At 34.7% G+C, this 14,883-nt stretch carries 12 protein-coding genes and 4 pseudogenes; 6 read left to right on the plus strand and 10 right to left on the minus strand.

From position 1 onward, the window contains the following. Nucleotides 1-80: 80 nt before the first annotated feature. The 3 genes from AAGD95_RS00740 to AAGD95_RS00750 form a co-directional block, all read right to left on the minus strand. Complete coding sequence (locus AAGD95_RS00740; protein ID WP_341818579.1) at nt 81-845, minus strand: cytochrome c1; 765 nt, start codon at nt 843-845, stop codon at nt 81-83. After that, nucleotides 845-2,074: a cytochrome b gene (locus AAGD95_RS00745; RefSeq protein WP_265035119.1), complete on the minus strand. Its 1,230-nt coding sequence runs from the start codon at nt 2,072-2,074 to the stop codon at nt 845-847. The genes AAGD95_RS00740 and AAGD95_RS00745 overlap by 1 nt, the downstream gene beginning before the upstream one ends. 95 nt (nt 2,075-2,169) lie before the next feature. Continuing rightward, nucleotides 2,170-2,394 (minus strand): DnaJ domain-containing protein, encoded by a 225-nt coding sequence (locus tag AAGD95_RS00750; protein WP_341818580.1) that lies wholly within the window; start codon nt 2,392-2,394, stop codon nt 2,170-2,172. A 196-nt stretch (nt 2,395-2,590) separates the two neighbouring features. Here AAGD95_RS00750 and AAGD95_RS00755 point away from each other — a divergent pair, with 196 nt between their 5' ends. Together AAGD95_RS00755 and hisS are read left to right on the plus strand one after the other, a co-directional pair. After that, nucleotides 2,591-3,163 (plus strand): NifU family protein, encoded by a 573-nt coding sequence (locus AAGD95_RS00755; RefSeq protein WP_341818865.1) that lies wholly within the window; start codon nt 2,591-2,593, stop codon nt 3,161-3,163. Further along, nucleotides 3,160-4,383 carry a histidine--tRNA ligase gene (hisS, locus tag AAGD95_RS00760; RefSeq protein WP_341818581.1) on the plus strand — a complete coding sequence of 408 codons (1,224 nt, stop codon included), beginning with the start codon at nt 3,160-3,162 and terminating at the stop codon, nt 4,381-4,383. The genes AAGD95_RS00755 and hisS overlap by 4 nt, the downstream gene beginning before the upstream one ends. Before the next feature lie 24 nt (nt 4,384-4,407). Here the strand turns inward: hisS and surE are convergent, their stop codons facing one another. Continuing rightward, nucleotides 4,408-5,160, minus strand: a complete 753-nt coding sequence (surE, locus tag AAGD95_RS00765) for a 5'/3'-nucleotidase SurE (RefSeq protein WP_341818582.1) — start codon at nt 5,158-5,160, stop codon at nt 4,408-4,410. Between the two features lie 820 nt (nt 5,161-5,980). Between surE and AAGD95_RS00770 the strand changes: the two genes are divergently transcribed. Further along, nucleotides 5,981-6,508: a transposase gene (locus AAGD95_RS00770; RefSeq protein WP_341818583.1), complete on the plus strand. Its 528-nt coding sequence runs from the start codon at nt 5,981-5,983 to the stop codon at nt 6,506-6,508. Here the strand turns inward: AAGD95_RS00770 and AAGD95_RS00775 are convergent. After that, nucleotides 6,389-7,233: pseudogene (locus tag AAGD95_RS00775) on the minus strand (IS982 family transposase); the annotation flags it as partial. The gene AAGD95_RS00770 and the pseudogene AAGD95_RS00775 sit on opposite strands and share 120 nt — an antisense overlap. A gap of 103 nt (nt 7,234-7,336) precedes the next feature. Here AAGD95_RS00775 and mutL point away from each other — a divergent pair. Then, nucleotides 7,337-7,978 (plus strand): annotated as a pseudogene (gene mutL, locus AAGD95_RS00780) (DNA mismatch repair endonuclease MutL); the annotation flags it as partial. Nucleotides 7,979-8,240: 262 nt separating this feature from the next. On the opposite strand, the pseudogene AAGD95_RS00785 reads toward mutL, so the two are convergent. Continuing rightward, a pseudogene (locus tag AAGD95_RS00785) lies at nt 8,241-9,091 on the minus strand (IS982 family transposase). A 101-nt stretch (nt 9,092-9,192) separates the two neighbouring features. Here AAGD95_RS00785 and AAGD95_RS00790 point away from each other — a divergent pair. Both AAGD95_RS00790 and AAGD95_RS00795 read left to right on the plus strand, forming a co-directional pair. Then, nucleotides 9,193-9,645, plus strand: a pseudogene (locus AAGD95_RS00790) (hypothetical protein); the annotation flags it as partial. A 58-nt stretch (nt 9,646-9,703) separates the two neighbouring features. Beyond that, complete coding sequence (locus tag AAGD95_RS00795; protein WP_341818584.1) at nt 9,704-10,363, plus strand: conjugal transfer protein TraJ; 660 nt, start codon at nt 9,704-9,706, stop codon at nt 10,361-10,363. A 6-nt stretch (nt 10,364-10,369) separates the two neighbouring features. Here the strand turns inward: AAGD95_RS00795 and AAGD95_RS00800 are convergent, their stop codons facing one another. The 4 genes from AAGD95_RS00800 to proS all read right to left on the minus strand — a co-directional run bounded on the left by AAGD95_RS00800 (nt 10,370) and on the right by proS (nt 14,751). Beyond that, nucleotides 10,370-11,866 (minus strand): proton-conducting transporter membrane subunit, encoded by a 1,497-nt coding sequence (locus tag AAGD95_RS00800; RefSeq protein WP_341818585.1) that lies wholly within the window; start codon nt 11,864-11,866, stop codon nt 10,370-10,372. Between the two features lie 257 nt (nt 11,867-12,123). Beyond that, entirely contained in the window at nt 12,124-12,975 is an 852-nt protein-coding gene (locus AAGD95_RS00805) for an IS982 family transposase (RefSeq protein WP_410542088.1), read from the minus strand. 148 nt (nt 12,976-13,123) lie between these two features. Then, entirely contained in the window at nt 13,124-13,486 is a 363-nt protein-coding gene (locus AAGD95_RS00810; protein WP_341818586.1) for a holo-[acyl-carrier-protein] synthase, read from the minus strand. Beyond that, nucleotides 13,483-14,751 (minus strand): proline--tRNA ligase, encoded by a 1,269-nt coding sequence (gene proS / locus AAGD95_RS00815; protein ID WP_341818587.1) that lies wholly within the window; start codon nt 14,749-14,751, stop codon nt 13,483-13,485. The genes AAGD95_RS00810 and proS overlap by 4 nt, the downstream gene beginning before the upstream one ends. Nucleotides 14,752-14,883: the final 132 nt, after the last annotated feature.

Below are 14,883 nucleotides of genomic sequence, written 5' to 3' on the forward strand. Positions count from 1 at the left end.
CATAATGTGTTTATTATTGTATAATACACTTGCTAGTGTAAATAAGGTATGAAAGTGAATGTAAATAGATGTAAGAAATTCTATTTTTTCCTTTTATAAAGTTTGCTCCAAACTTTATTGTTAGTTAATACAAAAAACACTGTTAAAATTATAAAATACGCCATTACTTTTAATCCAAGTTTATGCCTGCGCTCTAATTCTGGCTCTCCTGCCCATTGTAAAAAATTTACCACGTCATATGCCATATTTTCAACTGTGGCTTGTCTTGCACCATCATATTCCACCATTCCTTCAGAAAGTGGTGGCGCCATAGCTAATCTGCCTGTTGGAAAATACGAATTAAAATATAAATCATTTTCATCGTGTTCGCCGTTTTGATAGCCTGTTAACAGTGAATAGACATAATTTGCACCATCATGCCTTGCTTTAATAATTAACGATAAGTCTGGTGGAACAGCACCATTATTGCTTGCTGCAGCTGCTTCTTTTGAATCAAAAGGCGCAATAAAATAGTCTGAAGGTACTCCAGGTCTGTCAAACATTTTACCCATATCATTTGGGCCATCTTTAACTTGGTAAGAAGCCGCAATCTGTTTTACATCTTCTTCAGAAAAACCGATGTCTTGCAAATTACGAAATGCTACTCTATTCATTGAATGACAAGCAGCACAGACTTCCTTATATACCTTGTAGCCACGTTGAATTGATTCTCTATCGAAAGACCCAGTAATTCCATCACATTTCCAGTCCATTTTTTTATTTGGTGATGGTTTAAAATCTTCTGCATACACAAAATTAGTAAGGAATAATGCACAAAACACAGCCAATATATTTTTAACCAGCATTATTTCATCTCCGGCACAGAATCACTTAAGGTTTTTGGTGGTTCTTCCGGCTTTTCATATTTACTAAGCAGTGGTAAAATTATTACAAAGTATGCAAAATAATAAAGAGTGGATAGCCTACTCATAGTGATGTAAGGCTCTTTCACCTCTTGTCCTCCAAGCCAGGCAAGAAGTGCAAAATTTATTGCAAAAACCCAAAAAAATTTCTTGAATACCGGGCGGTAAGCACCACTTTTAACTTTTGATCTATCAAGCCAAGGTAACAGAAACCAAACTAAAATAGATGCAAACATAGTAAGCACACCAGTAAGTTTATCTGGAATTGAACGTAGCATTGCATAAAAAGGTAAAAAATACCACTCTGGCACTATATGTACCGGAGTTACCATAGAGTCAGCTTCTATATAATTGTCTGGATGCCCAAGATAATTGGGAGCATAAAAAACAAATGCAAACAAAGCTACAAAAAACAGACCAAAAGTTATGCAATCCTTGACTATATAATAAGGATAGAGAGGAATGGTATCCTTATCTGATTTTACCTCCACTCCACTTGGGTTACCAGAGCCAAACCTATGCAGAGCTATCACATGAAGCATAGCTAAAGCAATAATAACAAAAGGCAGAAGATAATGCAGAGCGAAAAAACGGTTAAGTGTTGGGTTATCCACTGAAAAACCACCCCATAACCATATAACTATTTTATTGCCAATTAAAGGTATAGCAGAAAATAAGTTGGTTATAACTGTTGCACCCCAGAAACTCATTTGCCCCCAAGGCAATACATATCCCATAAAGGCAGTTGCCATCATTGCAAAAAATATAAATATACCAACAAACCACACCATCTCCCGTGGCTTCTTGTAAGATCCGTAATATAACCCACGCATTATATGAACATAGACTACCATAAAGAAGAGCGATGCCCCGACAGCATGAGTGTAGCGTATCAGCCATCCATAGTTCACGTCACGCATTATACGCTCCACGCTATTAAACGCATAATCAACATGCGGAGTGTAGTGCATAGCAAGAAATATACCTGTTATTATTTGTAAAATTAGCGCTATACCAGCCAAAGAGCCAAAATTCCAAGCATAATTTAAGTTTTTTGGCACTTGGTAAGAAGCAGTGTGTCTTAGAAAAGAAAATATAGGCAGTCTATATTCTATCCACCCTAATATGCCTTTTTCTTCTTTTATTGTTTCTTTTTTGTTATCTTCCTGCATAACTTAAAGTTTTTTGAATATTGCTATCTTTAACTCATTTTATTGTAGCAGCTTATCCTCTACGCACAATAAAAAGTTTAAAGTAATACTAATTACTACTTCTTTAGCAACCTATCACGTGCTGCGTTTAATTTTTGTGCAAAATATTCCGAGCCTCCTTTATCTGGATGAACTAACTTCATTAAATTTTGATATGCTTTATTGATTTCATTTTGACTGGCCTCAGGATTCAGCCCCAGTATCTTTAATGCTTCATCTTTGGACATGTTATCACCAGTGTAATTTTCAGTATAACTTCTACTGCTATCAAATTCGTTCAAAAACTTACTCAATATAGAGTTCATCATGAAACTTACGTTATTTTTTTTTGTCAGGAAGAGAAAAAATACAAAAACACTAGGCAGAATAAATGTAATCACTATGAATATCAGAAAAAGGAAAAAGATGAATGACATGTATATTTTTTTATCATTTTATGATTAAATAGTAACGATTATAATCGTCATGGTAAATAACATGTTCATTCAGATTGAAGAAACACCTAATCCAAACACACTGAAATTTCTTCCTGGATTTGCAATTCTAAACGAAGGAGAAACGGCTGATTTTTCAAATGCAGATGAAATAAAAAACTCCAAATTAGCAGCAAATCTTTTTCAAATAGAACATGTGGTAAGAGTGTTTTTTGGCCATGATTTTATTTCAGTGACAAAATCTGGTGGAATTAATTGGGATATATTAAAAGTGGAAATTTTAACTACAATTATGGATCACTTTACTTCAGGTGGAAAAGCACTAGATAAAGAAGGAGTGAATGATAATAACATACCAGATGAGGAATTTTTTGATGAAAGTGATATAGAAATTGTAAATAGAATAAAAGAATTGATGGAAAGTTACATCAAACCTGCAGTTGCTCAAGATGGTGGCGATATCAAATTTCGTGGCTATAAAGATGGAATAGTTTATGTTGAGTTACAAGGAGCTTGCTCTGGATGCCCAAGTGCTGCAATTACCCTCAAGCAAGGAGTGCAGAATATGCTGAGCTACCACATACCAGAGGTTGCAGGTATAGAGACCACACTATGACTAATCAAACGGTTAGAGGAACAAAAGATCTCCTGTTTGATGAATGGTACAAGTTTAAACACATAGAGCAAATAGCAAGCAGAATCTCAAGTCTATATGGCTTTTTGCCTGCTCAAACTCCGATATTTGAATATACAGAAGTTTTCACAAAGACTTTAGGTGATAGCTCAGACATCATCAATAAAGAGATGTACACCTTTAATGATAAAGGAGGAAAGAGCATAACTTTACGTCCTGAGTTCACTGCAGCGATTGTCAGGCTACTCATTGAAAAAAAACTGCAAACACCGATAAAATTATTCTCAACAGGACCTGCATTTCGCTATGAAAGACCGCAAAAGGGAAGACAAAGGCAATTTCATCAGATAAATTTTGAGATTTTTGGCATAGAAGATCCAAAAGCTGATATTGAATTGATATCACTCGCTCAGCACTTACTAACTAAATTTGGCATCAATAAAAATGTAAAGCTGGAAATCAACTCTTTAGGTGATGGTGAAACAATAACTAAATATAGAGAAGCTTTGATCTTATACTTTACAAAGTACCAAAATGATCTATCAGAAGATAGCAAAAATAGGTTGATCAAAAATCCACTCAGAATACTAGATTCTAAGGATGAGAAAGATAGATTAATAATCTCTGGTGCACCTAAAATCAGCAATTATTATACGAAAGAGTCCTCAGATTTCTTTGAACAAATACTAAATGGATTAACAATTCTTGATATACCTTATACCGTAAACAATAAACTAGTTCGAGGTTTGGATTATTATTGCCACACAGTGTTTGAGTTTGTCACAGAAGATTTAGGTGCACAAGGGGCAGTTTTTGCCGGTGGAAGATACGATAATCTAGTATCTTCAGTAGGTGGAAAACACACTCCAGCAATAGGATTTGCAGGAGGTATTGAACGCATAATGGAGTTAATCAATTATTCTCCGAAAGAAGAGCGACCTATTTACCTAATTCCGATCGGCAGAGAGGCTGATGAACATGCTCTAACACTTGCAAATGAATTGCGCAGAAATGGTTTATATGTAATCTATGAATATAGCGGAGCGCTTAAAACCCGAATGAAAAAAGCAAATCAAGCAAATGCTAAAGCTGCCTTAATTTTTGGTGATGAAGAATTGAGTAGTAAAACTTTAAAGATTAAAAACATGGATACAGGTGAAGAAAAAATAATTGCTCGCGATAACACAATAGAAAACATCTAATTAGGAGCAATGCAAATGTTTTTCTCAGTCAGCTATAGAAGAAAATTCGTCTGCACAAGAATTTTTCATAGCATTCAATGTATCATAATCTGTAAAATCTAATTTTACTGGTGTGATAGTAATAAATCCTTCTTTTATTTTATTTACACTACCACTGCCTGAGTGCTCTCGAGACCAATTTAAGCTAAAAGAGCCATTCGAATTTTCAGTAAAAGTTAAATCCCCATCAATGTTATATTCACCTTGTTCAGCAAATTCTACTCCTTTTACTTTTTCCGTAGCAGGAAAATTTACACTCATCACTATGTTTTTAGGCCAACCAACCTTAACTAGCTTGGCAATAACCTTTGGTGCAAAAACCTTTGTATTGTGCCAGTCTATTTTATCATGATAAACTTGGCTCAGCGCAATAGAAGGTATAGACCTTGCAGCACCTTCCATTACAGCACCAATTGTTCCTGAATAACAAATATCGTCCCCGACATTTGATCCAATATTTGCTCCGGACAATATTAAGTCTGGTTTTTTATTCATAACTTTATTTAGCGCAATAATGACACAATCTGCAGGAGTACCAGACACACTAAATTCCCTTTCACTATGTTGTTTTATTCCAATAGATTGTTTCACTGGATAATCAAGAGATCTTGCAGCCCCGCTTCTATCAGTATCTGGTGCCACTATCCATATTTCTGATGCAAAATTCCGTGCAATCTCTTTGAGTAATTTTATTCCTTCACTTCCAAAGCCATCATCGTTTGTTATCAATATTATCATGTACAATACTCAGCTATACAGTTCCAAATTATGTAAATCACTGGCTGTAAATAAACTCATAAGGCTTTAAGTTTCTTTGCATAACTATGAACTGTAACAAAGAACCTGCTGTAAATCAATAGATTTCTTGCACAGGCCATAACTGTCATTACAATAGAAACGAAAAAACCTCCTTGGCAAACTCCGTCAGCCCCCTTATCATGGTAATGAAGCTATTGTATTTGCTTTCGCTAATCTGCAGATTAAAAGGTAAGGATTACTTAATGTATCGGCGTCTTATGTTCAATTTTTTGCAGTATATAGATACTGTATGTCTTTACAAAACTTCATCTACATCTAGATTTTTATCTAAATAAGCTGAACGCGCTTATAAAGCGTTACAAGACATCAAAAAATGCCAATACTCGACAGGGATAGTAAAGGACTAGCTAACTCGGGGATTCTTTGTCTTTTTTTTCTGCTTAGTAAATTTCTTAAACATTTGCAGCGTAGGTTAGTTGCAATTAAAAGCGGCTGAATCTCGCTTGTCAAGCGTTTAAAACATAAAAAACGCCAATATTTTAAAGCGGATAATAACCCCAGGGCTTCTTTTGCCTTTTTTTCTATTTGGTAAATTTCTTAATATTTATAGCTAAACGACAATCGTCATCCCGCTGCTTGTTAGCGGGATCTCTTGTTAGCGGCTGAGATACCGTGGCGGTATGACATAGGACTGCTGTCATTCCAGTCTGGAATGGCTTTGTTGCATAGCAACCGAAAAAATCTGGTGGCTACTGACAAAATTCATTATAAATAACCATTTAACTGTTGAAGAAAAAATATGCCACAGAAAATGAAAGTCAGTAACCAAAACGAATATAACAAATTCCTTGAAAAAAGGGGAAATATTTTTCGTTACATCGATGAAGCTATCGAAAATTGGTATGAAAATAGTCCAAAAATGCAGGGCGGCAACTATATTTACAGTGATAAAGTCGTAATTTTGGTGCATATAATTGTCAATCTTTTTAGAATTGGTTTAAGACAAACGGTGGGGTTTATAAAAGGATATCTGCAACAAATAGGAAAAAATTTGGCAGTTATCAGCTATTCACAAGCATCAAGAAGGTTTAAAAAACTTAATATTAAGATAAATGATTGCAGGGTTGATAAAAGCAACATGGAAAATATTGAAATTATCATAGATAGCACAAGTATCAGCATTTACAACGCGAATTCTGGATTAAGGAAGGAAGAAAGTATAGGAAATAGAAGGCTTTTTGGATTTGATGGAATAGGAAATGAGAGTAGAAAAGATATGAACCAAAAAATTAACAGGGGATCTATGGCGAGTGTGTTCAATTTCTAGTCTATTTTTTAGGTAACCAAAAACAGTCTCAATGATAGACCTTTTTCTCAGTAAAATCTTCTCATTTAGCGAAATCAATGCATTTTTCATACCTTTTTTCACCTTGGTAACAAGTTTCAAACCTCGGTCAAACAGCTTCTGAAAAAGCTCTTTTGCAATATAACCTTTGTCACCAAACAAAAGGCCGGTTAATTTTTCCGTCAGATTTGGCACAGGTATCCTATCATCAACATTGCCTTTTGTTAGCGTAAGTGAATGAATTTCACCATTTTCATTGATTACCATATGTAATTTGAAACCAAAAAACCAGCCGTAAGTACTCTTGCTTAATTTTGCAATTCCAGCAAAAACTTTGTTTTGGATATTCTTTTTGCATGACAAACTGCAATGGGAGTTGTGTCTATATATGAAATTCCAGTGTTTTCTGACTGTCCACAAAGCCAATGCAACAACATTGCTAAATGCCACAAAACCCTAGGCTTTAGAGCAACAAACCTGGTATATGAAGGCAACTTTGGAAACTCTGATTTGTAGAGCAACGTTAGGTAATGTAGATAGAAAGTTTTGAAATTTTTACACGGAGATTGTTGATATAGCAGGATTATTGTCATGATTTCGGAGTGCTCAATTTCCGTTGTTCTTGTGGGTTTTTTACCATTTGGCAGTAGTTTACCTGCAAAATTTTTCTCTATATCTCTGCAAAAATCATCGACCAAACAAAACAGTTTGTTATATCTTCCATGGTTAACCTCATCTGTTTTTTTATAACTGCTGAGTTTACCCTGTTTTCTTGCCTTTTCTATTCTCCTTTAATCCAGAATTCGCGTTATAAGATATGAGGGAGGAGAAAAAATAAGAGAGATTACCCCTTGTTCTTTGTTGCAAGGTACATATATTGAAATTCGTGACTTATTTTTTGCCACACCAAATAGATTAAAATTTCTAAAAACCGAGAGGGCAGAAACACAAAGCATTGTTGACATTGTAAATAACTTAGCAATGATTAACTATAGTATTGGGTTTACTCTCACTTCCGGTAATAAAAAGCTCTTAAAATATGTTAAGCAAACTTCATTATTTAACAGATTATGTGAAACAGAAGAAGAATTTCAGAGCAATTCGCTGGAAGTTAAAGAGGAAGAAGACGGCATCAAACTTACGGGACACATCTGTAAACCAACTATTAGTCGTGGTAATTCAACTCAGATCTATACGTTTGTTAATGGAAGGCCAATAAAAGACAATCTACTTATTGGTGCAATTAGATATGCGTATCAGGACTTTATTCCAAGTGGTAGGTATCCTTTTGCAGTGCTGCACTTAGAGATACCATACGATCAAGTAGATGTAAATGTGCATCCAAATAAATCAGAGGTAAGGTTTCAGAACAAGAGGCTAGTATATGAAATAGTGAGAAGAGGAATAATAAAAGCATTATCGACTAGAGTAGGCACGTTTGCAGCAAGTGATGTTGAGTCTCAAAATATTGAGGAGTTTGATAGCCAAGAGCCGGTTAATAGTAAAGAGAAAAAAATCAAAAAGAGTTTTATGAAAAGAGGCCAAGTCTTTTAGAAAATCGTCTAATGAAAGAATTCAATGCACCAGATGAAAGAAGGCAAAGCTTACCAGAAACGTTTAAATATGGAGAATCTCCACTAAAAAAGGAAACTATGGTTCTAGAAAGGAAGCAAATTGATTTGATAGAAGATCACCCTCTAACGCGAATTCTGGATTAAGGAAGGAAGAAAGTATAGGAAATAGAAGGCTTTTTGGATTTGATGGAATAGGAAATGAGAGTAGAAAAGATATGAACCAAAAAATTAACAGGGGATCTATGGCGAGTGTGTTCAATTTCTAGTCTATTTTTTAGGTAACCAAAAACAGTCTCAATGATAGACCTTTTTCTCAGTAAAATCTTCTCATTTAGCGAAATCAATGCATTTTTCATACCTTTTTTCACCTTGGTAACAAGTTTCAAACCTCGGTCAAACAGCTTCTGAAAAAGCTCTTTTGCAATATAACCTTTGTCACCAAACAAAAGGCCGGTTAATTTTTCCGTCAGATTTGGCACAGGTATCCTATCATCAACATTGCCTTTTGTTAGCGTAAGTGCATGAATTTCACCATTTTCATTGATTACCATATGTAATTTGAAACCAAAAACCAGCCGTAAGTACTCTTGCTTAATTTTGCAATTCCAGCAAAAACTTTGTTTTTGGATATTCTTTTTGCATGACAAACTGCAATGGGAGTTGTGTCTATATATGAAATTCCAGTGTTTTCTGACTGTCCACAAAGCCAATGCAACAACATTGCTAAATGCCACAAAACCCTAGGCTTTAGAGCAACAAACCTGGTATATGAAGGCAACTTTGGAAACTCTGATTTGTAGAGCAACGTTAGGTAATGTAGATAGAAAGTTTTGAAATTTTTACACGGAGATTGTTGATATAGCAGGATTATTGTCATGATTTCGGAGTGCTCAATTTCCGTTGTTCTTGTGGGTTTTTTACCATTTGGCAGTAGTTTACCTGCAAAATTTTTCTCTATATCTCTGCAAAAATCATCGACCAAACAAAACAGTTTGTTATATCTTCCATGGTTAACCTCATCTGTTTTTTTATAACTGCTGAGTTTACCCTGTTTTCTTGCCTTTTCTATTCTCCTTTAATCCAGAATTCGCGTTTTTAGGTAACGAGTTTTTTGAATATAAAAAATATGATCCACAATATTCTGGTATTTCAGATGAATATAAATTTGTGAATTTTGGTAGTGTAAAAAAGACTCATAATCTAAAATTTAAGGAATATGTTGGTCATGCACCTAAATTTTTTGCTGCAGAAGGGCCTATTGAGCCTGGATCCCAAAACCATGTAATTGATCTATTTGAGCTAGTCAAAAGTGGTAAAGGTAGCAAAGTGGGAACCTTCGCTGATGAATTTGGTTATTTTGATGATCAAAATAAATTACATTATTATAATTATCACAAAAGTGCTGAAAGTAATACTTATGATCCTGAAAATTTTAGTGTAAAAATGATAAATATAGATGTGAGCAAAATCGATAAATTCTACCTCATTGCAGAACAAGGTGATATAATCATTCATCCTATTTGGGAAAATTTAGACATATTTTAAAGTTTTTTAGAGTATCTAATCTTATTGTTATTATAATTGGGTTTGGTAGCATTGTGTTATGGAAGATAAATTGCTTGAATCAGTAAAAAACAAAAGTTATTTCAGTAAAGCAGTCGAATGGTACTGCCATAGGTATCTGTTTTGTGTAGCAGAAAGATCTTGGATGGCATTAATAGTATCGCTTCTCCTAGTATGCTTATGTTTATTAACATTAAACATATACCTGTTATTTCCTGTTAAAAAAGATTTAAATTTTGTGAAGTATATGAACCACACAGAAGATGAGTTCTCTGCAATGCATAAGCTTAATTTCAGTAAAAAGGAAGATGAATACATTTCCACAGCGAGGTACTTAATAAGTAAATACATTGAAATATACGAGTCCATTAAGATCGTTGAACCGAAGTACCAAGAAAATTTTATAAGAAACAATTCTATACATAAAATCTATCAAGGCTTTCAGGAAAAAACGAATAATGAAGCTGGTAATTTGTCTTTATCTAAAAGAAAAATTGCCAACATAAATGTAATAACATTATCTATTGATCGATCGACCAAGGACTTAGTTACATTTGCTGGAAATGCTACTGCAGTTTTTACAACCGAGCAAGATAAGGAGGATACTGTGGAGATTAGCTTCACTTTGTCGAATATAAAAGCAACTCTGGCTGGTATAATACCATTTAAATTTATTGTTAATGGTTATAAATATAGATGATTACATTTAAAACATTATTTGGTAGCTAAAAAAAATAACTAAAGTGCATGTAGCAGTAATAACTGGAGGTAAAACTAGAAGAATTGGCGTTTTTTTAATAAAGTAATTCTGAGAAGGTTTTAAGAAAAAGGCATTGTAAATTATCGGTAAAAAGTACAGAGCGTTAAGTATAGTACTAACAATTAACACTAGAGTTACAAACACAGAAAGTATTACATTGCCAGAGTTGAAAACAGCTTGAAAAATGAGAAATTTACCCCAAAAAGTCGGAGCAGGCGGCACCCCTATCATAGACAATGCACCTATAGCAAATGCTGTCATGCTAATTGGCATACTGCGTCCTATACCGTGAATCTTATCTATATATTTCTCGCCTGTTTTCGTTATTATTGCTCCGGCAACGAAAAACAAAGTGATTTTTGCAAATGCGTGGCAAACCAATTGAAAAATTGCAACCTCCATGCTGAGCTCACTAAAAATTGAAGCAAATAATATAATATACGACAATTGAGAGATGGTAGAGTAAGCAAGCAATTTCTTTAATTCTTTTTGCTTTAGTGCAATCAATGATGCAGTAATAATAGTAAATCCAGCAGCGTACGGAAGCCACCCTCCAGCAAACCAATTTTGCTGCACAAAACGTTGCATGTTATCGACGCCGAAAGTGTATAATATAACTTTTATGATGATGAAAACTCCGGATTTCACAACAGCAACAGCATGTAATAGTGCACTCACAGGAGTTGGTGCAACCATTGCTTTTGGTAACCAAAAATGCATTGGCATTAATGCAGCTTTTCCTATTCCGTAAATCAGCATAGCAAAACACACTGGAATGAAAGTGATGAGTGAAGTATCAAATTTGAATATTCCACCACTTACAAAGTCTAAAGTATGAAATTCATTATATAAAAGGCCTATTGCAGGAAAAAATAATACCAAAGAAGAGAAAAATAGCACGCCAAAGTAATAGCGTCCTGCAATCATTGATTCATTTGTTGAGTTGTAAGTAATCAGAGGGTATGTACTAATAGTTAGAAGCTCATAAAAGACAAATGTAGTGAGCAAGTCTCCAGAAAAAGCAATAAACATTGCACAGCTAATCGATATTGAAAAAAAGCATAGAAAACTCGAGTGATTGCTATCAGCATAGTTATTCTGCATATAACATATTGCATATATACTGGTCAGTACCCATAAAAAAGATATTAATAAACTGAATATTACTCCGGTAGACTCTAGCTTTAAACTAATGTGCAAATTATTACCAAAATCCATGAGAATAAATTGAGAATGATCACCATATACCCAATATAAAGTGCACAGACACGTATACGTAAACAGAAGTACAGAAGAAGTGACAGTAATACTATTGTTCACTCTGGACCATTTACCAGTAAAAAAGGTAACAAAAGCACTTAAAAGCGGAATCAACGCAGTAATTAATAAATAATTCTCGGTAATTGAAAATGGTAAGGAAAGATACATTAAGATATAGTCCATTAAATTTTCTGCTTAGGTAAAGCTAGAATTATACTCAAATCATAGAAAAACTGCTATGTTTTTTTGGTAAACTAGTTGTTTGTGTATGCTATAGCTATACCGCCGCGGTATCTCTAGATCCCGCTAACACGTAGCGGGATGACGAATTTGTCGTTACGTCATACCGCGATTCATTCGCGGTATCTCATCCGCTAACTAGTAGCGGGATGACGGTTGTCAGGGTGTAATCCCAGTGCCCCATAAACGCGAATTCTGGATTAAGGAAGGAAGAAAGTATAGGAAATAGAAGGCTTTTTGGATTTGATGGAATAGGAAATGAGAGTAGAAAAGATATGAACCAAAAAATTAACAGGGGATCTATGGCGAGTGTGTTCAATTTCTAGTCTATTTTTTAGGTAACCAAAAACAGTCTCAATGATAGACCTTTTTCTCAGTAAAATCTTCTCATTTAGCGAAATCAATGCATTTTTCATACCTTTTTTCACCTTGGTAACAAGTTTCAAACCTCGGTCAAACAGCTTCTGAAAAAGCTCTTTTGCAATATAACCTTTGTCACCAAACAAAAGGCCGGTTAATTTTTCCGTCAGATTTGGCACAGGTATCCTATCATCAACATTGCCTTTTGTTAGCGTAAGTGAATGAATTTCACCATTTTCATTGATTACCATATGTAATTTGAAACCAAAAAACCAGCCGTAAGTACTCTTGCTTAATTTTGCAATTCCAGCAAAAACTTTGTTTTTGGATATTCTTTTTGCATGACAAACTGCAATGGGAGTTGTGTCTATATATGAAATTCCAGTGTTTTCTGACTGTCCACAAAGCCAATGCAACAACATTGCTAAATGCCACAAAACCCTAGGCTTTAGAGCAACAAACCTGGTATATGAAGGCAACTTTGGAAACTCTGATTTGTAGAGCAACGTTAGGTAATGTAGATAGAAAGTTTTGAAATTTTTACACGGAGATTGTTGATATAGCAGGATTATTGTCATGATTTCGGAGTGCTCAATTTCCGTTGTTCTTGTGGGTTTTTTACCATTTGGCAGTAGTTTACCTGCAAAATTTTTCTCTATATCTCTGCAAAAATCATCGACCAAACAAAACAGTTTGTTATATCTTCCATGGTTAACCTCATCTGTTTTTTTATAACTGCTGAGTTTACCCTGTTTTCTTGCCTTTTCTATTCTCCTTTAATCCAGAATTCGCGTTATATAGATAGCATAAAATCAACTGCATAAATTGAAACAATATCTGCTAGCCACAAATTACAACAAATGCAGTAGCGTAATCTCCATCGTCACTCAGAGAAAGATGAATTTTGGAGATAAAATCCTTGCTAACGGTAAGATACGGCTTTCCTTTTACACCACTGTATATTTCTATATCTTTCATTATAATGCCCTGGCTAAATCCAGTACCTCGTGCTTTAACAAAAGCTTCTTTTGCTGCAAAGCGTTTGGCAAAATACCTTGCTCGCATTTCTTGACTATTATACTTTCTACTTAGCTCTATTTCTTTTTCAGTGTAGATTCTATTGAGAAATTTTTCCCCGTATTTTTGTAATATCCTCGATACTCTTGGTATATATACTATGTCAGTGCCGATACCGTGTATCATTTTGTGCTAAAGTGATTTATTGCTTCTTCAATCTGCATTTCCTTTACCTCTCCAGTTGCTCTGTTTTTTACTTCAACTATCTTTTCATCTATTGCCTTTTTTCCGACAATTATTTGCCACGGCAAGCCTATCAGATCCATTCTAGAAAATTTTACTCCTACACTCCCTTCCGTATCGTCGTAAAGCACTTCATCGCTTTTCAAAGCTTTGTATATTTTATCTGCAGCCTCCGTTACTTTCGTTTGTAAATTGATTAAACCAATTCTGAAAGGAGCCACCGATTCTGGCCAGATAATTCCTTTATCATCATGAAAAGCTTCTATTATTGCACCGACAAGCCTTGAAACCCCAATGCCATACGAACCCATATGTATATTGACATTTTTTCCATCTTGAGAAATAACACTTGCCTTCATAAGCTTTGAGTATTTGTCGCCAAAATAAAAAATATGCCCTATTTCAATACCCTTACTAACATTTAACTGTTCTTGCGGCACAGGGCAAGTTTTAGAGTCATGCATATCATCTGCAACTGCATATATACTCTTTAAACTTTCAACATCTTCACTTTCCAGTAGTTCAGAAAATTTATTGTCATAATATAAAGTGCTCTCACCAGTATTTGCCAATATATGAAACTCGTGGCTCAAATTTCCTCCAATTGGCCCCGTATCAGCTCGAACTCCAATTGGAGTAAGTCCCATGCGTTTGAAGATTTTTATGTAAGTTTTGTACATCAAATTATATGAATTCTGTGCACTTTCGTAATCCACATCAAAACTATACGCATCCTTCATCAAAAATTCCCTACCCCTCATAACACCATAACGTGGTCTTACCTCATCACGAAATTTCCATTGAATTTGGTATAAACAAAGTGGCAAATCTTTGTAACTTTTTACCACATCTCTAATTAAATCAGTTGCCACCTCCTCATGCGTTGGACCGAAAAGCATATCTTCCTCATGCCTATCCTTTATACGCAACATTTCCTTACCGTAATCATCGTAACGCCCTGATTCTCGCCAAAGATTTGCTGGTTGCACACAAGGCATTAACACTTCAATAGCGCCAGATTTATCCATTTCATCTCTGATAATGTTTCCAATATTTTTAAGCACTAAGAGACCAAGTGGTAACCACGTATAGATGCCAGATGCTATCTGCTTTATTAAACCTGCACGTAAAGAATATTGATGGGAGATAATTTTAGCATGAGCAGGCTTTTCCTTTAAAGTTGGTAAGTAATACTTGGATAAACGCATATAATAGATCTGATTGTATTAAGTAATCTTAATACAATCAGATCTGTAGGTAAACTTATTTTAAGAAGAGCATGGAATACCTCCCTTTAAAGCAAAAATTTTTGCGTGGTCCTTGAAAACGCGAATTCTGGA

The organism is Wolbachia endosymbiont (group B) of Ennomos erosarius, from assembly GCF_964026905.1.
Classification (GTDB): Bacteria; Pseudomonadota; Alphaproteobacteria; order Rickettsiales; family Anaplasmataceae; genus Wolbachia.